Origin of the sequence: Priestia sp. TRN 1309 (assembly GCF_050846875.1) — a bacterium.
In the GTDB taxonomy this organism is placed as follows: Bacteria; Bacillota; Bacilli; order Bacillales; family Bacillaceae_H; genus Priestia; species Priestia zanthoxyli.
The window spans coordinates 765,557-787,441 of record NZ_JBOZGM010000002.1; the positions used below are offsets into that span (position 1 = coordinate 765,557).

Annotated in this window: 19 protein-coding genes; 4 read left to right on the forward strand and 15 right to left on the reverse strand. The window is 38.3% G+C overall.

The features are described from left to right. Nucleotides 1-648: 648 nt before the first annotated feature. Together ACRPLQ_RS11220 and ACRPLQ_RS11225 are read right to left on the reverse strand one after the other, a co-directional pair. On the reverse strand, nucleotides 649-885 hold the full coding sequence (locus ACRPLQ_RS11220) for a hypothetical protein (protein WP_223546589.1): 237 nt from the start codon (nucleotides 883-885) through the stop codon (nucleotides 649-651). Between the two features lie 681 nt (nucleotides 886-1,566). Then, nucleotides 1,567-2,499, reverse strand: coding sequence for an alpha/beta hydrolase (locus ACRPLQ_RS11225; RefSeq protein WP_432235971.1), 933 nt, complete (start codon nucleotides 2,497-2,499; stop codon nucleotides 1,567-1,569). A 200-nt stretch (nucleotides 2,500-2,699) separates the two neighbouring features. On the opposite strand from ACRPLQ_RS11225, the gene ACRPLQ_RS11230 reads away from it, so the two are divergent. After that, nucleotides 2,700-2,975, forward strand: a complete 276-nt coding sequence (locus ACRPLQ_RS11230; protein ID WP_034266052.1) for a hypothetical protein — start codon at nucleotides 2,700-2,702, stop codon at nucleotides 2,973-2,975. A gap of 33 nt (nucleotides 2,976-3,008) precedes the next feature. On the opposite strand, the gene ACRPLQ_RS11235 is transcribed toward ACRPLQ_RS11230, so the two are convergent. From ACRPLQ_RS11235 to ACRPLQ_RS11245, 3 genes are all read right to left on the reverse strand, one after another. Beyond that, complete coding sequence (locus tag ACRPLQ_RS11235; RefSeq protein ID WP_033578946.1) at nucleotides 3,009-3,857, reverse strand: YihY/virulence factor BrkB family protein; 849 nt, start codon at nucleotides 3,855-3,857, stop codon at nucleotides 3,009-3,011. A gap of 189 nt (nucleotides 3,858-4,046) precedes the next feature. Next, nucleotides 4,047-4,250: an alpha/beta-type small acid-soluble spore protein gene (locus tag ACRPLQ_RS11240; protein WP_165636031.1), complete on the reverse strand. Its 204-nt coding sequence runs from the start codon at nucleotides 4,248-4,250 to the stop codon at nucleotides 4,047-4,049. A 128-nt stretch (nucleotides 4,251-4,378) separates the two neighbouring features. Next, complete coding sequence (locus tag ACRPLQ_RS11245; RefSeq protein ID WP_165636030.1) at nucleotides 4,379-5,239, reverse strand: dimethylarginine dimethylaminohydrolase family protein; 861 nt, start codon at nucleotides 5,237-5,239, stop codon at nucleotides 4,379-4,381. Between the two features lie 207 nt (nucleotides 5,240-5,446). Here ACRPLQ_RS11245 and ACRPLQ_RS11250 point away from each other — a divergent pair, with 207 nt between their 5' ends. Beyond that, nucleotides 5,447-7,618, forward strand: coding sequence for an MMPL family transporter (locus tag ACRPLQ_RS11250; RefSeq protein WP_432235972.1), 2,172 nt, complete (start codon nucleotides 5,447-5,449; stop codon nucleotides 7,616-7,618). 45 nt (nucleotides 7,619-7,663) lie between these two features. On the opposite strand, the gene ACRPLQ_RS11255 is transcribed toward ACRPLQ_RS11250, so the two are convergent. Next, on the reverse strand, nucleotides 7,664-7,963 hold the full coding sequence (locus tag ACRPLQ_RS11255; protein ID WP_014460159.1) for a YxcD family protein: 300 nt from the start codon (nucleotides 7,961-7,963) through the stop codon (nucleotides 7,664-7,666). After that, the gene (locus ACRPLQ_RS11260) at nucleotides 7,951-8,406 is read right to left on the reverse strand and encodes a hypothetical protein (RefSeq protein WP_013056993.1); all 456 of its coding nucleotides are present in this window, start codon (nucleotides 8,404-8,406) and stop codon (nucleotides 7,951-7,953) included. Before ACRPLQ_RS11260 ends, ACRPLQ_RS11255 begins: the two co-directional genes overlap by 13 nt. A gap of 553 nt (nucleotides 8,407-8,959) precedes the next feature. On the opposite strand from ACRPLQ_RS11260, the gene ACRPLQ_RS11265 reads away from it, so the two are divergent. Continuing rightward, nucleotides 8,960-9,565, forward strand: coding sequence for an RraA family protein (locus ACRPLQ_RS11265; protein ID WP_034266024.1), 606 nt, complete (start codon nucleotides 8,960-8,962; stop codon nucleotides 9,563-9,565). Between the two features lie 22 nt (nucleotides 9,566-9,587). Here the strand turns inward: ACRPLQ_RS11265 and ACRPLQ_RS11270 are convergent, their stop codons facing one another. From ACRPLQ_RS11270 to proC, 5 genes are all read right to left on the reverse strand, one after another. After that, entirely contained in the window at nucleotides 9,588-9,950 is a 363-nt protein-coding gene (locus ACRPLQ_RS11270) for a VOC family protein (RefSeq protein ID WP_013056991.1), read from the reverse strand. A 38-nt stretch (nucleotides 9,951-9,988) separates the two neighbouring features. After that, entirely contained in the window at nucleotides 9,989-10,186 is a 198-nt protein-coding gene (locus ACRPLQ_RS11275; RefSeq protein WP_013056990.1) for a cold-shock protein, read from the reverse strand. A gap of 359 nt (nucleotides 10,187-10,545) precedes the next feature. Then, entirely contained in the window at nucleotides 10,546-11,808 is a 1,263-nt protein-coding gene (locus ACRPLQ_RS11280) for a glutamate-5-semialdehyde dehydrogenase (RefSeq protein ID WP_028413397.1), read from the reverse strand. Nucleotides 11,809-11,922: 114 nt separating this feature from the next. After that, nucleotides 11,923-13,029, reverse strand: coding sequence for a glutamate 5-kinase (gene proB / locus ACRPLQ_RS11285; RefSeq protein ID WP_028413398.1), 1,107 nt, complete (start codon nucleotides 13,027-13,029; stop codon nucleotides 11,923-11,925). 87 nt (nucleotides 13,030-13,116) lie between these two features. Then, nucleotides 13,117-13,959 carry a pyrroline-5-carboxylate reductase gene (gene proC, locus ACRPLQ_RS11290; protein ID WP_028413399.1) on the reverse strand — a complete coding sequence of 281 codons (843 nt, stop codon included), beginning with the start codon at nucleotides 13,957-13,959 and terminating at the stop codon, nucleotides 13,117-13,119. 451 nt (nucleotides 13,960-14,410) lie between these two features. On the opposite strand from proC, the gene ACRPLQ_RS11295 reads away from it, so the two are divergent. Continuing rightward, nucleotides 14,411-17,971, forward strand: a complete 3,561-nt coding sequence (locus ACRPLQ_RS11295) for a CheR family methyltransferase (protein ID WP_028413400.1) — start codon at nucleotides 14,411-14,413, stop codon at nucleotides 17,969-17,971. Here ACRPLQ_RS11295 and ACRPLQ_RS11300 read toward each other — a convergent pair. From ACRPLQ_RS11300 to ACRPLQ_RS11310, 3 genes are read right to left on the reverse strand one after another with little or no spacing between them, the layout of a single operon-like run. After that, complete coding sequence (locus ACRPLQ_RS11300; protein ID WP_028413401.1) at nucleotides 17,968-18,588, reverse strand: hypothetical protein; 621 nt, start codon at nucleotides 18,586-18,588, stop codon at nucleotides 17,968-17,970. The genes ACRPLQ_RS11295 and ACRPLQ_RS11300 overlap by 4 nt on opposite strands. Then, nucleotides 18,585-19,292 (reverse strand): cobalamin B12-binding domain-containing protein, encoded by a 708-nt coding sequence (locus ACRPLQ_RS11305; RefSeq protein ID WP_432236030.1) that lies wholly within the window; start codon nucleotides 19,290-19,292, stop codon nucleotides 18,585-18,587. Before ACRPLQ_RS11305 ends, ACRPLQ_RS11300 begins: the two co-directional genes overlap by 4 nt. Continuing rightward, nucleotides 19,286-21,820 (reverse strand): AAA domain-containing protein, encoded by a 2,535-nt coding sequence (locus tag ACRPLQ_RS11310; protein ID WP_432235973.1) that lies wholly within the window; start codon nucleotides 21,818-21,820, stop codon nucleotides 19,286-19,288. The genes ACRPLQ_RS11305 and ACRPLQ_RS11310 overlap by 7 nt, the downstream gene beginning before the upstream one ends. Nucleotides 21,821-21,885 lie beyond the last annotated feature (65 nt).

Sequence of the window (21,885 nt, forward strand, 5' to 3'; positions counted from 1 at the left end):
TTATTTTTTTATATATTCAATTATTTCCCTTATCAGTTTTTCGATAATTTTCTTTTTGAATCATTCTCATTCTCTGCATTTTCTTTCCTATAATTAATGTAATCCATCATTATACTTTCTATAGCTTTTAATAATTCTTTTACTTGCTTTTCTGTAAATAAGCATTCTCTAATAGGTTCTCTTATCTTCTTAATCTTCGTGTACTTCTTACCATCTACACCAAAGTGAACCTTATGGTGATGTGCTTTACGATCACTCTATAAGTTTTACTCCAATCCTCTTTAACTTCTATAAGGTGATAGGCTATTTCAATAGGAGTACACCTGCCTTCTTCAAGACAGACTTCATCTAAAGGATTTAATCTCTTCTTCCTATTGCATAATTTAATTCATGGGTTACTAGATTAAAAGGCTTTCCCTTCCTTATCTACTCTCTGTTCCTTGTACTCTTAATGATTATCTTTTTTGCACTTGTCACAATATGTATCATAAGCTAATTGACGACATTCCTCTGTGTTACATATCTTAGATGGCTTCTTAGGCATGTTGTTTAGCCACCTTTTTTACCATTTATTATTTAGCACATATTTTAATTTGCATACTATAGATATAATAAAAAGCCACTCTTCAGAGTGACTTAGCATTAGATTTATTTTTTTACTTCTTCAGGTACATAATCTAAAAGTGTGGATATTATCATATTAAAATGCCATGGAGTAAGGTTATTACCAGCACTTTCTTTTAGCTCAGTTCTTAGTTTTTCGCCCCATACTGGATATTTATTATTACTTTGTGCTTCCTCTAACATATGACCTACTACATTTATTACTTTATAATACTCATTTTCTTTTGCACTGATATAATAATCTTTTTGTTCATAATCCATAACTCCACCTCCTTTTAGTTACTTATTATTTTCTCTTCATTAACCAAATCAAACTTGTTAATTACCTAAAATAAAAAGTCGACCCTATGATTGACTTTCTCGACTGAATTAAATATCATCTCTTTCAGTCGCTTTAAATACTGCTTTAATTTTGTAGGTATCTTTCTTACCTTTTACGGCAGTAACCCTTGTAATCAGTTCAATAATAACCCCTGAAACTGAATGGTATTGCAGGTCCTGAAATAGGCGTCTGCCCCCCACCCAAAAATTTTGGAGCTTTCGCAGGATACCCTAACGGATAATTTCCCCACCAACTGTCAACTTCACCACTAGAATTCAGTACATATCCAGTAGGACGTCCAAAAGAAGGCATGAAATAAGGGTAGAAAGCATAGTTAAAAGGAGTATAAAAATTAGAATAGAACATTTAATCACCTACTTTGTTTCAACTTGTAAAAAACCTTCATTAAGATATGAAATCTTTTCTTTTATTGTGAAGCATCATTTTCAATAACTTCTATAACATTGTCTTTATTTATAACATTGAAATAAATTTAAAAGAGATAATAGGCTATTTTTTTGGAACTCTTTTTAACCTTTTCTCCCTCCAAATACAGAAAAGAACAGCACATCAATGTGCTGTTCTTTTCGAGTTTATATGATTTATGACACTATATATCCTTAAATAGAATCAAATACTTGACGCAGTTGATCTGCGCTTTTATTGATCGCCTGCTGAGCAAGTGGGACAAATTCATGAAACCCTAAAAATCCGTGAATCATCGTTTCATAATTTTCGTAGGTGACGGGAACACCATGATTTTTTAATGCGTCCGCGTAGTCTTTTCCGCTATCTCTTAGAGGGTCGTACTGTGCTGTAATAATGGTAGCGCTTGGTAGACTCGATAAATCTTCTAGTAATACCGGAGCATTATAGGGATGCTGCTCTTCTTCTTTATTATTTAAGTACTGAAGGCGAAACCAATCCATAAGATCTTTTGAAAGAAGGTATCCTTCGGCATTTTCTTTCATAGAGGCAGGATGCTGATTTTTAAATCCTACAGACGGATAAATAAGCAGCTGATGAACAATGGATGGACCTTGTCCTTGTTTTGCTAAAATGCTTACAACCGCAGCAAGGTTGCCACCGGCACTATCTCCTCCAACGGCAATTTTGTTTGAATCGATATTTAATTGAGACGCGTGAGCTGAAATCCACTCCAAGGCGTCATAGGCATCGTTCACCGCAGCGGGAAATTTACTCTCAGGAGCAAGGCGGTAATCAACAGACACTACAATACAGTTTGTTTCATTTGCATACGACCTGCATATGGAGTCATGAGTATCCAGGCTTCCTAATACCCAGCCTCCTCCGTGATAATAAACAAGAGCGGGAAATGGCCCTGTTCCTTCAGGCTCATACACTCGTATAGTGAGGGTACGTTCATTTAATTGGATTTCTTCATTATATACTTTTTTAACTGCTTCTTTGGAAGGAGTTAAAGACATCTTTTCCATTTCCCTCAGCTGCAGGGGTGTAACGTCCTCTAAAGAAGGACGGGGCATTTCGTTATATTGATTTAGAAATATTTGAATATGCGGATCTAACGGCATTCTTCTTCTCTCTCCTTTCAAGGTAACTCTATATGTAATGATGAATGAAATTTCAGAAAAAATCCAATATATTGTCTTCTCGGCAGGCTTTTGTTTGTTTTAATTAAAAATGGGTATAACAATTAAATAAAGAGGATGATATTCGTATATATTTTATTCTCACCTATATAAATATAAATACGTACAAAGGAGGCACAATGATGATTATTGTTTATATAAGCTTAGCTGTTGTTTTGGCATCACTTGCGTATCTTATTTACGCAGGCGTATCATTTAATAAAAAAATCAAGCCAACTGTGAATTCTGTAAATGCCACTTCTCAACATCTTCAAAACGAAACTGATCATATTAAAGAAAAAACAAACCATTTAAAAGTAACACAAGCAGCGATTAAAACGGATATACAGTACAAAAAAGATTCGGTCAAATATACAGCCAACTCATTTAAACAGCTTGTGAATAGCTTTAAACGTTAAAAAAGGAAACCTTTATAAAGGTTTCCTTTTTTATTACATCGCCTGAGATGTATCTTTAGGAGGTGCAGCCGTTTTGTTTCGGTGATAAATAGCATTAATCTCTCCTCCAATGACGAGAATTAACCCCGTTAAAAATAGCCAAAGCATCAGAACAATTACGCCTCCTAAGCTTCCATAAGTAGCAGAATAATTGCCAAAGTTGCTTACGTAAAATGAGAACCCTAAAGATGTCAGCTGCCATAGTAGCGTAGCAGCGAGTGCTCCGGGCCATACGTGAGCAAAAGGAAATGTTTTATTTGGCGCTAATCTGTATAATACGGATAAAACAAGTACCATAATGCCGACACCAACAATCCAGCGCAGAATATTTAAAACCACTGTTGTACCTGAAGGAAGAGAAAACCATTCGCTTATCCAATTTAACAAAACCCCTCCGAACACTGGTAAAAGAAGCGATACAACAATTGTTACAATTAATCCAATTGTTAAAAGAATGGACAAGCCTCTTACTTTAATAAACGAGCGCTGTTCTTTCACATCGTAGGCTTGGTTCATTGCACGAATAAAGGCGTTCATACCGTTTGAAGCGGACCAAATGGTTCCTAAAATCCCTACAGTCAGTAACCCGCCGTTTGGTTGGCTTACAAATTGAGCTACGTTATCCTTAAAGATTGCAGCCGTTTCTCCCGGCATAACGCTTTGAAGAAGATCGATTGCCTCTGCCGGTTTAATAGATAGATACGGAACAATCGATATCAGTAAAATAAGCATAGGGAATAATGATAGCATATAATAATAGGCTTGCTCAGCCGCTAGTCCCGTTGCTTGGTCTTCTTGAATTTCTTTACCAAGACTTTTTCCGAATGATAATAGCTTTTTCATGATAAACCTCTACTTTCTCTTTTTTTGTTCTTTTCCCATTTTATGCACTTTTCAACCTTGAAAGTGGAGAATTTCGAGCAAAATCTCAAATCAAGCGACCATGAGAAAGTAGAATGATGTTTCCTACACAAAAAAAGTTCCGGCTCAAAAGAGCCAGAACTTTTCATCAAAGTATTTATGTAGAGCAGACTAGCGAATGTGTCCTTGTGCACCGCTTAATTGCTGCTGCGCCATTTCAACAAGATGCTTCGTCATTTCTCCACCAACAGAACCATTTGCGCGAGCCGATTGTTCAGCGCCAAGCTGAACGTTAAGTCTTCCCGCGATTTCCGTTTTTAACTGATCAAGAAGCTGTTCAGCACCTTGAACTAAAATAGGATTACGATTTGCCATGTTTATCACTCCTTTCCTTCAACAGCTTATATAGGTTAATGTTCCTTTCACTTGAAATTTTATACAACATCCTTCAAAAAAAAAGATCCCTGGCTATCGCCGAGATCTTTTTTTCTTTTTAGGCTTTTTTACACTCGTTCAAGAGGCATTGTGCAGCAACGGAAAGAACCGCCGGACTTAATAATTTCAGATATATCAACTTCAATCACTTTATAGCCTCGTTTCCTTAACTCTTCATTCACTTTTGTATTTATTGGCAAGCTGATCACCCGTTGATTACCGATGGATAATACATTGGTTCCCATCGTAAACTGCTCTTCTTTTGTTACTTCAATTAAGTCATATTTCATGCGAAGTAAATTTAATTCTTTCTCATGTAAAGCGGGTGAAAATACAAGCGCTTCTGTAGGTGATAAAATATTTAACACACAATCAAGATGAAGATAAGACCGATCAATAGGAATCGGAACAACCTCATACGCTGGAAGCAGCTCTTGGATATGCTCCACGCCTTCTTTACTTGTACGGTCGCTGAGTGCAATAAAAATAGCTTGTCCATCAATCAGCACATCTCCACCTTCAATGGGATGGTCCGGTACCTGATGGAAAGGAATACCTTGCTGCTGCAGCCAGTCTGCTAGCACTTGTTCTTCTCCGCTTCGAATTTCGCTGCCCATTTTCGTGACAATAACGGTATCTCCGAGCGTATAGCCAATATCCCGTGTAAATACTTGTTCTGGAAATGGCTCTTGTGCAGATAGTCCGATGACTTCCACTCCTTCTTTTTGAAGGCATTCGACAAATTGACGGTGCTGCTTTGAAGCTAAGCTCTCATCAATGTTTTCGTCCGCATAGTGCTTTTGTGTTTCATTAATAATTTCTTCAATTTTCATATATGTAGGTGGACAAACGACCACACGTTTTAATGTATCATACTCATTTTTACACCCATAACGATTCGTCATTTTAGCTGGCTGTTTCATTTGCATCTTTTTAAATCCCCCTTCGTGCATTTATGTACAGTGTTCCCTAAATTGCCTGAAACATAAACACGATTTTGCTAAGGAAACACCCCTGCGCATCTATCTGAAAAGCTTTTTCAGGCAAGAAAAACAAAAAAACACAATACTTCTTCTAATTACAATAACTGTTAGTATAAAATAGTCTAGTAACTGTACAAAAAATTGGAGGTTAATATGAATAAAGTAGCGAACGCATTATATGCGGGCAGAAAAATTTTATTAATACTGTGGATCATCCTAATTGTCGGATTTGGCTTTTATGCGGCTAAGCTTCCTTCTGTGCTTGGAGGAAACGGATTTGAAATGAAAGGAATGTATAAAGATACTGAGCAGCTTTTAGTTAATAAATTTGATGTTAGCGAAGCTCAGGTCATCGTTTTGTTTGAGAAAAAAGAGGGAGTTTCTGACTCGAAATTCCAGCAAACAATCGCTCAGTATATGCAAAAAGCAAAGGAAAAATCAGACGCATCGAAAGTTGACATACCAACGGCTTCTAACAAGATGATAAAAGGAAGCACAGCATATGGAATTATCCACTTTAATCACGATGATGGAACGATGGATAAACGAGTGGAAAAGATCAGAACTCTTTCATCTGAAGAAAAAGAAGTTAGTGTAAAATTAACCGGTGGTCCTATTATTGAAAAAGATATGAATACAGCAAGCCAAGCAGATCTAGCAAAAGCAGAAGCCATTGGTATTCCTGTTGCTTTAGTTGTGCTTCTTCTAGCTTTTGGCGGCGTGGTAGCCGCTGCAATTCCTCTTATGATAGGAATTGTAACCGTCGTTACCACCATGGGCGTTGTCTATTTCTTTCATCCGTACACAGAGCTGTCCATCTTCATTTTAAACGTGATTCCAATGATTGGATTAGCTCTTAGTATTGACTTTGCCCTTTTATTTATTAATCGCTTTAAAGAAGAAATTCAAACGAAATCGGTAGAACAAGCAATCAAAATCACCATTCAAACAGCGGGACGCTCGGTCATCTTCTCAGGATTATGCGTATTTATTGGATTAGCGGGAATGCTGTTTATTCAAGTTGATATTTTTCAAAACGTCGCTCTTGGAGGAATGGCTGTTGTTTTTATTGCTGTGTTTTCAGCTCTTACGCTGCTTCCTTCCATACTGGCTATACTAGGTACACGCATCAATCGTTTACGCATCTTAAAAATCAGTGAACAAGGCGGTCAATCTAGGTGGCGTTCATTCGCTACATTTGTCATGAAAAAGCCTGTAGCTATGACGATTGTTTCTCTTATTATTCTGTTAGTAGCACTTATTCCCGTTCGAGACATGCATCTAGAAATACCGTCTTCAGAAGCGCTGCCAACAAAATACGAGTCTCGTCAAGCTTTTGACACGTATAACGATACGTTTATAAATAAAAACACGGCAGACGTTTATTTTGTGTTAGAAGCTAAGCAAGATATGCTGAAGGAAAAGCCTTTAACAAATGCCTTTACTTTTATAAAACAATTAAAAGAAGATTCGTTAGTTAAGCAAGTTGATTCTATTTCTACCGCTTTAAACGTAAAATCCAGTAATCAGCTTCAAGCTATGCTGAACAACCCGCAGATAAGCGCGCAGACAAAGCCAGCTGTAGATTCGTTTATTAACGAACATTATATGCTCATAAAAGCTACGCTAGATACAGACCAAAATTCAGATCAAGCAAAAGATTTTGTTCGAAAATGGAAAGAGAAACGTTCACCTTTCACCGTTCATATTGGCGGCTATCCAAAATTCGAACAAGAAATATTTGATGAAATTTATGAAAAGGCGCCTTATGGCCTGGCTCTTGTTTTATTTTCAACGTATGTCATTTTAATGATTGCTTTTCGTTCCGTCTTGATTCCTTTAAAAGCTATCATTATGAATATTTTAAGCTTAACAGCTACGTTTGGTTTACTTGTATGGCTGTTTCAAAATGGACATTTAGGTCTTACCCAATCCAATATCGCTTTAGTGCTGCCGGTCTTTGTTTTCGGCCTTGTATTTGGGCTTAGCATGGACTACGAAGTCTTTTTGATTTCACGCATTCACGAAGTGTATCATCAAACGAAGGATAACAATGTAGCAACGGTCGAAGGCCTAGCTTCCACTAGTAAAATCATTACGAGCGCTGCTTTAATCATGATTGTCATTACAGGAGCCTTTGCTTTTACAGACGTAACGCCTGTTAAACAAATGGGTGTAGGAATTGCTTTAGCTATATTTATCGATGCAACGATTGTCAGAATGCTTCTTGTCCCTTCTCTTATGAAATTGCTTGGAGATGCCAACTGGTGGTTTTTCACTAAAAAAAGCGATAAGTCCAGTTCCAACGAACAGGTAAAATCATGATAAAAAAACCCGCTCAAGTGAGCGGGTTTTGCATTGAAGATTTCTTTATCGACTTAATTTAGCAAAAGCGATAATGCCTTCTTCATCGTCTAATTCCAGTTCTAGTCCTGCTGCGTATGGGTCTACGTTCATTTCCGTATCCAGCCAATAGCGCAGCGCTTCGATAATGTTCAAAGTAATATGAACCTGTTTACGATCATGCACGTATGACTCTGCTGAAAAACCGTAGTCATCATCATACATTAGCTCAATCTCTACTTCTTGAGGCTGAACTTGTTTTTTTTCTGCGATATACAAACACATCGCATTGATAATATCTTGTTCAGAAATTTTTATTGTCTCCAAGATTTCACTTCCTCATTTTTACGCTTGTTGCTACGTACGCTTTGGAATAACTTTACTACAAGAAGAATTAAAGCGACAATCACAAGCATATTTACCATAAAGCCTAAAATTGGGCCTAATGGTCCTAAGCTAGATAGTAAGCTTCCAAATAATAAGCCCGCGATTCCTCCCATTAAAAGACCTTTCATTAAGCCGCCGCGCTTTGAGCTAGCCGCTGTACTTTTAGATGATGAGTTTTTAGACGTATTGTTTTGCTTAACCGAATTACTGTTATTGTTTTTAAATAAGCTTGATTGGTTATTGCTTCCGCTGTCAAAAGAGCGCTTTCCTGATTTATACCCTTTTGCACTTGCTACGTTTGAACCGTCATGAATAAGTGATCCACCGACTGGTGAAAACACAACCGCTAATGCGATAAATGCGGCCAATAATTTTTTTACCATTGCTTTCCCTCCACTAAATGACTAACGTCACATATGTTTTTTCATATATGATTTCCATATATGTTCCTACGTTTCATCATACCAAAAGGTTTCACTTTTTTATATAAAAATGTATCAAGCTCCATTAAATGTTCACAGGATTAAACATTTAGACGCGTTTCATATGGATATAAGACCCTTTTATGTACACATCAGTGAAATTTATAAAACTAACAAAGACTCTTCATCTTCGTTAACCCTTATTTTACACTTCGCCCAGCATATTACTTTCACAGAGTTCTGTAGCAAGTCCCCTCTTTTAAAAATACCTTTATACGCTCCCTTCGCTCCTATTGGTAATAAAGGAGATATGAGTTTACATGACGAATGTCATACAGGAAACAGCGTCTCAAAAATATAGTAAATGGCATAAAAAATTGAATACGAAAAGTTTTAATATTGCACGTTTGTAGTCGATTCGTAGTCAAATGTTATCTACTCCCCCTTTCATAAATAAGAGCTTTCTCTTATATGAATATGTATAGATAAACTAAAGTTACAAAGGAGAGATATGATGTTGAATGAACAGCTCCCATTATCAACAGCAAATTTATCAGATGCAATGGAAGGTGCCAACCACTTAGACTTTTCTATTAAGCCCTTGCAGCGTCATTACAAACTATTCGGGCCGGCTCTTACCGTAGATACGCCCGCTGGCAATAATTACTCAGTGCTTGAAGCGATTCGACTAGCGGAGCCGGGAAGTGTGCTCGTTATTGATGGTAAAAGCTACTGTAACCGTGCCTTAGCAGGAGATTTCGTAGTAGCCATGGCGAAGCTTGTTGGAATAAGCGGTATTGTACTAGATGGGGTTATACGAGATCAAGAAGACATCGAAAAGCTCGATTTCCCCGTATTTTGTAAGGGCTCTACGATCGCAGCAAGCAGCAAAAAAGAAAAAGGAAAGGTAAACGAGATCATTTCCTGCGGGGGCGTAAAAATCCGTCCTGGAGACTTTATTGCAGGTGATGACGGTGGAGTGATTGTCATTCCCAAGGAGCAAGCCGAAGAAGTATTAGCAAAAGCGCGAGAAAAATGGCAAAAAGATAAAGACCGAGAGAACGAAGTATTAATTAGCAAAGAAACGGTATATACCTATTTAGATAAAGCCCTAAAATAAAAGACCTCCGCTTGGAGGTCTTTTATTTGTCATATTGTAAAAATTCTAATCGATTTCCAAACGGGTCATGGACAAAAAAACGCTCTCTCCCTGCAATAGGCTCTTCTTCAGAAAGAACGCAGCCCGAATGTGCCAATTTACGTCTAAGCGTCTTGATATCTTCCACGACAAAAGCTGGATGCGCTTTTTTAGCAGGTATGTAGTCATCTTGAATACTGATATGCACTTCTTGAGTCCCACATTGAAACCATATGCCGCCTCTGTGCCTTAAATTTTCCGGCTTAAGAACAGTTTTCATTCCTAAAAGATTTTCATAAAAATTTCTTGCTTCTTGCTCGCATCCTTCTGGACCAAGAAGCTGAACATGATCAATTCCCAGAAACATCCACAAACCCCTTTCAAAAAACGTCTTCCTAAAAGTTATTAATCAATGACTCTAGGATTATGAATAACCTGCAGCTCTTTTACAGCTTGCTTCATTTCGCTTTTGCAAATTGGACAAGTTGGCTGATCTCCGCTTTTAAAGTTATCTCGAACCCAACAATTACACGTATCTGATGTACATTCCCAAACTTTTGTTTCTTCAATAACAGCCGGCTCTAAATTTTTACGATTATACATACACATCGTCTCCTTTAAACAGTACTTTTTAAGTGGATAATAAATGAAGATTAACTTAGCGTGTAAATGCGGTAAATGGTGCAAGATAAAGTGATACTATACATCCGTAAATCAATCTTTGAGGAATAATACGGCGTCTTGAAAGACTAAAATAAAAATGAAGTTATAACAAAGCAGGTAGCAGTTGCTTTTCTTAAAACAACGGGATAGTCTGAAAAGAACAAAAATGAAGATCACAAAAATTATATATTTTACTATTATAACAGAGTTTATAATTTTTTACAAATCAGCTTCCATTTACTTGTTTTGCTTTTCATAAAAAAAAAAGCGAGCACATGATTAGGCTCGCTTTTGATTTCTTATCGAGTTTGTCCGTTTCCACTCATAATATATTTAATTGTCGTAAGTGCAGGAAGTCCCATTGGACCACGTGCATGAAGCTTTTGAGTTGAAATCCCAATTTCAGCTCCAAATCCTAAAGCTCCTCCGTCAGTAAAGCGCGTAGATGCATTATGATACAGTGCGGCTGCATCAACTAATGACATAAAGCGTGAAACGGCTTGTTCATCTTCTGAAATGATGGCTTCGGAGTGTTTTGTTCCATATGTTTCAATATGGTCAATCGCTTCATCCACACTCTCTACTACTTTCATCGCAATTGCTAAGCGTAAATACTCTTCGGCCCAGTCTTTTTCAGCCGCTGGTTTTGCTCCAGGAATTTCACCTACTGTCGCTTTGTCACCATATACTTCAATACTATGATCGTTGAATGCTTGAATCAATTCATCTTTATGAGAATCGAGCCAGTTTTTGTGTACAAGAACCGTTTCTGCTGCGTTACACACCGCTGGTCGATCTGTTTTTGCATTAATTAAAATCGGAATGGCCTTCTTAACGTCAGCTTTTTCATCGATGTAAATATGACAGTTTCCGACTCCCGTTTCTAACACGGGAACGGTTGCGTTATTGACGACCGCTTGAATCAATGAAGCCCCTCCGCGCGGAATCAGCACGTCAATATGCTCTTTCATTGTAAATAATTCTTGCGTAGCCGCACGATCTGTACTTGAAATAAACTGTACCGCTTCTTTAGGAATTGGCGTTTCATCAAGAGCTTTATGAATAATGTCCACGATAGCTTGGTTAGATGAAATAGCTGAAGAGCCGCCTTTTAACACAATAGCATTTCCAGATTTCAACGCTAGCCCTGTTGCATCTACCGTTACGTTTGGACGTGCTTCATAAATCATTCCGATAACGCCAAGAGGCACGCGTACTTGCTTTACATCTAGACCGTTATCCAATGTCCAGCTTGATAAAATATCCCCTGTTGGATCATCTAGCTCAGCAACTTCACGAAGGCCGTTTGCAAATTCTTTTACACGTTCCGCTGAAAGAGCAAGGCGGTCCATAAGCGCTTCGTCAAAACCTTTTTCTTTCCCGTTTTTTAAGTCTACTTCATTTGCTTTTAAAATATACTCCGTGTTGCTTTCAAGTGTAGAAGCAATCGTTAACAGCGCATCGTTCTTTTGCTTTGTTGTTAGTAAACTTAATTGCTTAGCTGCTTTTTTTGCTGAAATAGCTTGTTCTTCTACTGAATACGTTTCATTTGTTTGTAACACCAAATCACTCCTGGATTCGTTTTAGTTTTGTTTGATTTTAAAGTGTGAGGCATAAGAGGTAAATGCAATCATGCAAAGAAAAGGAAGGGCTCCTTTTCTTTACAGCATGTTTGCTTACAAACCGACCGGTACTGGAATTTCTAAGTGACACACTAGACCTTCGCTGTCAACAATCGGTTGATCAATTGGCTCATTCAGTGCAAGTTCATCAGATGAATAATTTGTCACGCCAAGAGCCAGCTCATTGTCATCTTTATCTAGAATACGTACAACTGCTCGTTCACTAAAGTGGCCTTTAATATATTTAACATGCTCGCGAAGTAAAGGCTCTTTATCTTCAATAATTGCACGTTTCGCGGCATCTTCGACTACTATTTCCCCTTCAGGACCAGAGTTAAACGCAATCCACTGCTTTTTCTGATTAAGGTTCGCAGAATCATCTTCAGATTCAAAATACGTTCCTGTTGCATCCCCGTCAACCGCTTGTGTTAAAATGTTTGGCACGCCAGCTCTTCCTAAAAATGCTGGAATTCCTGACGCCATAGCGATTTTGAACGCGTCAATTTTCGAGCGCATACCGCCTGTTCCAACTGAACTTCCTGAATCTCCTGCAGATTCTTCGATGTCTTGCGTGATTTCCCCTACATGAGGAACTAATTTTGCATTTGGATCCTGACGAGGGTCTGCGCTGTATAAGCCATCGATATCCGATAAAATAATAAGCAGGTCGGAATCCACTAGTCCAGCAACTTTAGCTGAAAGTGTATCATTGTCGCCAAATTTTAATCGATTGATGGTTACCGTGTCGTTTTCATTGACAATTGGTACGATACCACGTTCTAACAGCACATTAATTGTATTTCGTGCATTGTTGTAACGATTTTCGTCTGAAAAATCGTCTCTCGTAATTAAGATTTGAGAAGCAACGTATCCATGTGATAGAAACAGTTCTGAATAAGCCTCCATTAACAGTCCTTGACCAATTGAGGCAGCTGCTTGTTTTTCAGGTAAAGAGCTAGGTCGCTCTAAGCAGCCAAGCTTGCGGTATCCTGCAGCTACAGCTCCTGATGAAACCAATAGCACTTCATGACCGCTGTCTTTTAAGTCTACGACTTGATCCACAAGGCGCTCGAGCTTCCGTCTGCTGATTTCACCGTGTGAACTTGTTAATGAACTACTTCCAATTTTAATTACAACCCGCTTCTTATTGTCGGGACTCATCAAATCACTCCTAGTGTGTTCTGTATGTTTTCTTGTTTATGATTATTTTTTTGTGGTGAGGAATTCACGAAGAAGATAAGTGACGAATTAATTAGTACTTGCCACTTTTTGTAGTTGAGCACTCATTTCTTTTGAACGCTTTGATGCTCCTTTGACTGCTTGCATCATTGCTTCTCCGCCGCCGTGTTTAGCTAAGGCGTCTAAACCAGCTGCTGTTGTACCGTTTGGAGACGTCACATTTTCACGAAGCTCCGTCGGCGTTTCATCTCTTTCCATCATCATTCTTGCTGCACCGTAAATGGTTTGGGCGCCAATTTCACGTGCTAGCTCAGGATCGAGACCTTCTTCTTTAGCTGCTTTTTCGATATGCTCCATAAGGAAATAAAAATAAGCGGGTCCACTTCCGGCAATTCCTGTGAAAATGTCCATTTGAGGCTCATCAATCACGTACACTTTTCCGATTGCAGAAAGCAGCTCTTTTGCTGTTAGCACAGCATCCATTGCAGCATATTGACCTGGAGATATAGCCGTTGCTGATTGCTGAATCATACTTGATGTATTCGGCATCACTCGAATGACCTGCTGTTCATCATGCAATAACTCTTCCATGTAAGAAGATGAAATCCCTGCAAGAACAGATAGGACAAGCTGGTCTTTGTTGATTTGAGGCTTTAATTCGTTTAATGCCTCTTCAGCGCCTTTTGGCTTCATCGCTAGAATAAAAACGTCAATGTCATCTGTTTTCAGCTCGCTGCGCTTTACTGCTTTGATACCATATCTATTTTCAAGTTCGTGCAGTCGCGCATCATTGCTGCGATTTGTTACGATAATATTTTCAGCAGGTAATTTCTTTGCATTGACCATACCAGAAATCATCGCTTCTGCCATTGATCCAGCACCTAAAAAAGCAACTTTTTGTTTTTGATCCATCAAATCTCCCCTGTCATTTGTTCGTATTTTTGTTCTCGTTTCTTTCAACGGTTCCTATAGTAACATGCTGAAAAAGAGTGTCAAGTTGAATTTAACCGTTTTTTTCCTCCTTGAGCGTATAACCTTATGCGTATGTAAGCGTAAACAAAACTTTTTTAAATATTTTTTTCTGCAAAAAAAAACGAATTTTTTTATAAAAATACGTTTATATAAGGAAAATCGGGGCATACTATATAGTTTGGACTTTAAAATTTTTTTGCGAAAAATAGAGGAATTTTGAAAACGTTATTTGAACAATATAATAGGTTTGCTAAAATGAACCTATGTACCAGCATCTTGGTTTTTTTTGAAAAATTTACTTTTGATGTAAACCACGCTGTGCTGTCGACATTAAAATAAACAAAACGACATACAATCTAGGAAGTGTCGAAACATTATTGGAGGTTCTATTATGAAGAACAACTCGTTTTCTACAGTTCCATCGTCTTCAGAAGGAATAGAGAAACAGGATTTACACGTTGTGGGAATTGGCGCTTCTGCCGGAGGGTTAGAAGCTATTGAGCAGTTTTTCGCTAATATGCCTTCACCAAATGGAATGGCGTTTATTATTGTACAGCACCTTTCCTCTAAATATAAAAGTTTTATGCCAGAACTTTTAGCAAAAAAAACAGGAATGAATATCAAACTGACACAAGACGGGATGACTTTACAAGAAGACACAATTTATTTAAATCCTCCCCATCATTATGTGACCGTTGTGGATCATACTCTTCGCCTTCGTCCTTATGAAGAAAATGATCAGGTAAAGTATCCGATTGACGCCTTTTTTCATTCTCTGGCCGCTGCAAAAAAACACCGGTGCACAGCCATTATTTTATCGGGAAAAGGAAATGATGGAACAGGAGGAGCAAAAACGATAAGAGAGTATGGCGGAACTGTACTTGTACAAGATGAAAGCACAGCAAAGTACAGAGATATGCCCCTAAGCGCTATTGATGCACACCTTGCTGATTATATTCTTTCTCCTGCTGATATGCCTGACCTTGTGCAAACGCATGTCAGCCAAACTGAATTTACATATAATGAAGAAACGCTGCAATACATTTATTCATTAATAAAGAAGAAAACAGGCATCGACTTCTCTATGTACAAAAAAAACACGGTGCTGCGACGACTTGAAAAAAGAATGGCTTTACTCGATCCGCCCTCTCAAACGATGGAAGAGTACCGGGACTATTTATGTAAGGAAGCCGAAGAAATCGTCGAACTGCAGCGAGACCTGCTGATTGGAGTGACGCAATTTCTTAGAGATAAAGAAGCATTCTCTATTATTGAAGAACAAGTCATCCCTCAATTAGTTGAAAGAAAGATTCATAGCCAAGAAGATGAAATCCGCATCTGGGTAGCAGGTTGTTCTACTGGTCAAGAAGCATATACATTAGCTATTTTGCTTCATGACTATTTATCAACAATCAACCGTTATTTCGATGTCCGAATCTTTGCTACGGACATCGATCGTCATGCAATCAAAAGAGCCAGTCAAGGCATTTATGAAGAAGCGGAAGTTCATTCCTTCTCAGCAGCTCAGATTAATGAATATTTTGAGCAAACAAAACACGGTGGTTATCAAGTTAAAAAAACAATCCGTAAAATGATTGTTTTTGCCCCGCATAATATAGGAAAAGACTCGCCTTTTGTAAACGTTGATTTAATCAGCTGTCGAAATATGATGATTTACTTCCAAGCTGAACTGCAGCAGCGCATTCTGTCTCTTTTTCATTTTTCTTTGACAGAAGAAGGCGTACTTTTTTTAGGCCCTAGTGAAACAACGGGAAATTTGTCTGATTTGTTCCGCCCTATCAACAGTAAGTGGAAAATATTTAAACGTTCGGGGCAGCCCAGCCGACAAATTACAGGAGCTTTTAATCTTTCAAAATCCAGCTTGCATGAAGGTGATTTTTCTAGCGTACCGCTGCCAAGTCAACTTTATAAGCCTCTTCCTTCGCTTAAATTGGATGAGATGTATCAGTCAATGATTGATCATTTTATGAGCCCTTGTCTTGTATTAAATGAATACAACGAAGTGATATTTTGTTCAAAAGAAGCGACTCAGCTTATTAACGTTCCTGTGGGGAAGATTAATTATACCATTTTCAAAATGGTTCCCGTTCACGTCTCTTTAGCCATTGGAGCAGCTATTAAACGCGTAAAAGAGCAAGGTATGAGCGTATGCTGTCAGCACATTGAATTTGTCATAAACAACGTGCAGCGCCGTTTTAATATTACTATATCTGCCCTTCCAACAAATCACTCTCTTTACTTACTTATGTTTGACGAACAGACAGATAGTGCCATTATTGATAAGGAAGAGCCCATGTTTCTTAATCAAACAAGCTCTATTAGTGAGCTTGTAGTAGATTTAGAGCAAGAGCTTCATTACACACAGCAGCATTTGCAAACGACGATTGAAGAGCTAGAAACAGCAAATGAGGAGCTAAAGTCCACGAACGAAGAACTGATTGCTTCCAACGAAGAGCTGCAGTCCACAAATGAGGAATTGCAGTCTGTTAATGAAGAGTTAATTAGTGTTAACAACCAATACGAGCGAAAGATTGAAGAATTAACGGACTTAAACAACGATATTGATAATTTATTAATCAGTACAACTATTGCTACCATCTTCTTAGACGAGCAGCTGAATATTAAATTATTTACGCCGGAAACGAAAACAGTAATCAACGTTCTTCATCAAGATATCGGAAGACCTTTCTTTCATATTTCGCATAACTTTAGATATGACCATCTAATTGAGGACGCAATGCACGTTTTAAGAACAAATAACACCCTTCAAAAAGAAATTCAAAGCTACGATAACCAATGGTATAGCATGAAAATGATGCCTTATCGTACGAACGAGAATTTAATTAACGGTGTAGTTATTACGTTTATTAATATTACAGAAATTAAACGATCAAATGAAGAATTGGCTATTACATCATTTGCAGTAGCTCACAGTCCTACGGGCATTTTTATTACCGATCATCAAGGTAAAATTAAGTACATTAATCAAAAATTCATGGAGCAAAAGCATGCGCCGCAGGAAGTATTTGGACTGCACCTCTATGACTTATATACAAAAAAGCTGGGCGTTAAAAGATTCCCTAAGATTTGGAATGAAGTATATAGAGGAGAAAAATGGAACGGAGAAATTTCCTACGTCCAAGAAGACGGAGAAACCGTTTGGGAACAGTTAGCCTTAATGCCTGTTAAAAATGATCAGGATGAAATCATCCATTACATTGGGTTAAGCGAAGACATTTCGCAGCGCAAACAGTCGGAAATGATGCTCAAAAATTCAGAGATGCTATCAGCACTTGGACAGCTGGCTGCCGGCATTGCTCATGAAATACGAAACCCTCTTACATCATTAAAGGGCTTTTTACAGCTTATGATGCAAGAAGAAACGTATAAAAAAGAATATATGGACGTCATGATGTCCGAGTTTAACCGCTTAGAACTGATTATTAGCGAACTGCTCATTCTAGCCAAACCCGAAGTCGTAAAATATGAAAATAAGCAGATAAATTTAATTCTTCAAGACGTATGTACACTGCTGCATACACAGGCCATTCTTAAAAACATTACTATTTCAACGGATTTTGAAGAAAAATTACCTGTTGTTCATTGTATTGAAAAAGATATGAAACAAGTATTTATCAACATGGTGAAAAATTCTATTGAAGCGATGGATGACCCCGGGTCTATTCTAGTGGTATCTAAATTTGATCCAGATACAAATCAAGTAGTCGTCCAAGTGATAGATGAAGGAAAAGGCATGCCGAAAGATCGATTAACACGAATTGGCGAGCCTTTCTATACAACAAAAGAAAAAGGAACAGGATTAGGATTGATGGTGAGTCATAAAATCATTAGTAATCATAAAGGAAGCATTTCGTATGATAGTGAAGAAGGCAAAGGAACAACGGTAGAAATCCGATTGCCGCTTTCTTAATGTACTTTGTTCTTCTGTCTTAAGCAGTCAAGCTCCTGATTAATTAAATCTTGAATGTCAAACAAATGTGTAGAGACCAATTCAATATACTCTCCTTTTCCTGCTTCAATTACGTCGGAGCGGATAATACTTAGGAGATCTTGAATGGTTAGCACATTTGTTTTCATTTCTCGAAAATGACGCTGAAGATCAACTAGCTGCATTTTTTTCGCCGTTTCTACATCTGTTTCTCTGACCGAAAAACCTTGGTTCACTTGTGGTGAGTCTTGCATAAGTATAGAGCGAAACTGTTGAAGGGTTGATTGAACACTCGTCATATGCTCATGAATAGGATAGCAGAAAACAGCATGCAGCGAATGGTACGCTTCAGGTTTAAAATGAAAATCAAAAAGAGCAACCGGGTTGGAAAACGTGCGCATATTTACTTCGATTTGCACTTCTTCCTTTCCCTGGAGTGCTCTTTTTACTTTTTCTTGGCTGTCTTCATCAACTAGATCTAAAAAGTTCTGAACAGGCGGGAAATTTTTCGTGACGCTTGGTGTAAATTCAATTATTTCGTTGTCTTTATTGAGTAAAAACATTGGAACCGGAATGTGTTGAATCGGCAAACTGATCATATTTCTTCCCCCATTGCTAACATTTTATCTTGCGTCGAACTTTCTTTATTGTTGAGTAGAAGCCAGTCTTTAAAAGCTTGAATATGATTAATGAATATAGTTTTTGAAGATCCTGAAGCCGATAAATCATGCGTGCTGAGAAGCCTGCTGCCTACTAATACAAGAGGACTTTGCGGCATGCTTTCAATCTCAGCAATGTATTTTTGTAAATCAGGCAGCAAATGCACTTGTGAGACGGACAAACATACTACATCAGGATCCCATCTTTCAATGCTTTTTAGAGCAAACGGCAGCGGCAAGTTTGCTCCTAAGTTTTTAACTTCCCATCCGTGTTCGCTCATAAGTCCTGCAATCATTTTAATGCCTAAGTAATGCTCTTCTCCTTCAATACAAAAAAGAAGTGCTCGATTACGCTGAAGCAATTGATGCTGTGATAGCTGAAAGCGAGTTAACACATAGTCACAGGTTGCAGTAGCCAAATGCTCGTCCGCGACTGAAATTTTATTTTCTTGCCACCTTTTCCCTATGTCATACATCGCTTCTGTCAGAAACGTATATACGTCAGTTGAAGAATGGCCTTCTTCTATATATATAGCAATGAGCAGCCAGCTTTTTTGAACGTCTCCTTCTAGCAAACAATCAGCTAAAGCCGCTACACTACGAGAGTAAACGATAAGATCACGCCCTTTTCCTAAAGTTACAATAGATCTCTAGGCAAAACTTCTTTTTTGCACGATGGACAACATGCGTAGACGCCTTTATTTTCATCATACTCTACGTTCATCGGCTGCTTGCATGCTCTACATACAGCATGTACGTAGTTTAAATATTTTTCCACTAATAAACGTGTTGCCCCACTTGTTTTCCCGCAATAATAGCAAATAAACCTTACTTTTCCTTTTTTTGTTATCTCTACTTCTCGCATATGCTGACAGGATTCACAGCGATCCCAGCTGCGAAGGTAATTACTCAAAGAATATTGTGGTTTATTTGTTTCTATATGCATTTTTGTTTCTTGATTTCTTGTTTTATCTTCTGTAAAATCAATTGACCGAATAAGCTGTTTAGCGCCTAGCTTTGACTCAATTCTAGCTGCCATAAACGCTTCATTTTTTCCGCCGTAAGGCATATTGATCCATATAGTGGATTCATCGATGATAAGCAGTGACATCGGAACAGCAGATGAAATGACATGAGCACCGTCAATTCGAACTTCTTTTGGTTCACGAGTAAGAACGGTCACTTCACCTTTAAATGAATGTAACATCTCCCGTATTTCTTGAGGAACAAGCGAAGCATAAGGAATACACAATAAAATCTGCTGCCGAGCTTGATATAAATCTTTTTTTAACTGACTGCTGTTCGATGGATGGTACCAAATCAATTTCCGATGCTGAATGACTTCTTTTAAAAATTGCTGAGGTTGGTATACTTTTTGATTTTCGTTAAAGTGGTTGACCAACTTCCAGAACGCTCGCTCCTTTGGTACACGCTGCTGGACAAACGACTCGTCTGAAAGCATCATAAATTTTCCTTTTGAACGCGTCACCGCTACATTTACCAATCGGTCGCTATTTTCATTTGTTAAAAGTAAACCTGGTTTTGACTGCGGCTTTGTATCGACCGTATCAAAAATCATGATATCTCGTTCCGCGCCTTGAAATTTGTGTACGGTTGCTGCGATTATATCGCTGGCTGGTTCAATATCTTGAAGAAATGCATTAATCAATTTAGCTTGAGACTTATAAGGAGTCACATAGCCAATAGTAGCCGAAGAAGCTTTGCGTGCCCGCAGTATCAAACTTACCGCCAAAACAGCTGTTATCACATTATAGCGTGAACCGGAAGCGACATCTCGCATAGCGGAAGAATGCAACTGACCAATGTTAAGCATAAGCGCTGCTTCATGAGCAAACGGCCGGCTGCTTGCTACTACTTCTCGACTTGTTGTGACAGATGGATGATCCCCCACTCGATTGCTGTAAATATAGCGATTTGTAAAAGCTGAGATATCTTTATGCATTCTTCTTTGCTTTTTCAACATAAAAAGATGCGGATGGATCTCACCGCTTTCTACTTGTTCTACAAGACCCGTCTGCTCAAATAAATCTCGCTGCAGCCACTTCTTCACTTCAGCATGAGAAGATTGAGATACCGGGGGAAGCTGTTTAAAATCGCCGCATACGACAATTCGTTTTCCTAACGTAGCTGCAAAAGCAATTTGCGGTGCATATGCCATGCTAATTTCGTCTACCACAACCATATCAAATTCACTTTGATAAAGTAATCGGTCAATAGCCGCTTTTGATAAAGTAGTGCCTACAATATACGCTTGATCAAAAACATTTTTCTCCGCTTCAATCCACTTGTTACGAAGGGCGTTTAGCTTTTTATTAACTTGCTGAAGCTGGTGAGCTCTATTGGGATACCTGCTTAAGTAAACTCGTTCTTCTTGCAAATCACGCATCTCCTGAGCTAAATCCGGATCATCTTCTCCAATGACTTCTTCTACTTTTATATTTTCTAAGCCGCTGCTTTTTGTTGCTCCGTATCGAATGAGTTTTCCTTTTTTCCAAGCTTCTTTCTTTTTTAACTGACGTGCAGTTTCTTGCAGCAAACCGTCCACCGCTGCATTACTGTGAGATAATAAAAGGACACGCTTTGATTTCCGGTAATAGCTTGCCGCGATTTTGGACAGCGTATATGTTTTCCCTGTTCCAGGAGGCCCCCAAATATAAGTAGTACGGTTATAACGCGCTCGCAGCAACACTTCATGAAGAGCGTTCTTAGACGTATACTCTTTATGGCGAACAGGACTATCGCCTCTCATAAGACGTTTGATTCTTACTATTTTTTGCTTGTAGTCTTTTGCTTCCGTCAGTCTATCAATGAGCGCCTGCAATAATTCCCATGGTTCGTTATATATATCGAGTTCGTCTACTTCTTGTCCAATAAACGCATCTATTTTAAGGTACAAATCAAATCCTTCCGTTCCGATAACTTCTCCTTTACTTTCTTTATGCTGGTGGACAAGGCGTACCTGAGCTCCATCAAAAAGGTATAAATCGGCTGTGCGTTCAAACCGGTAAAGATACGCATCTCCCTGCTGCCCTAAGTACTCTCCTTTTCCTACCGTATACTTTTCTCCGCCGTGTTTCTTCATATAATTAATCTCAATTGAAAGTGCGCGCACCCATGCTTTTAAATATGAAGAGATAGAGCGTTTTTCCATAGATGTCTAACTCCCTTTTTATCCGTTCATTTCTAACTTGTCTATTCTATCATGTCATTTGAATA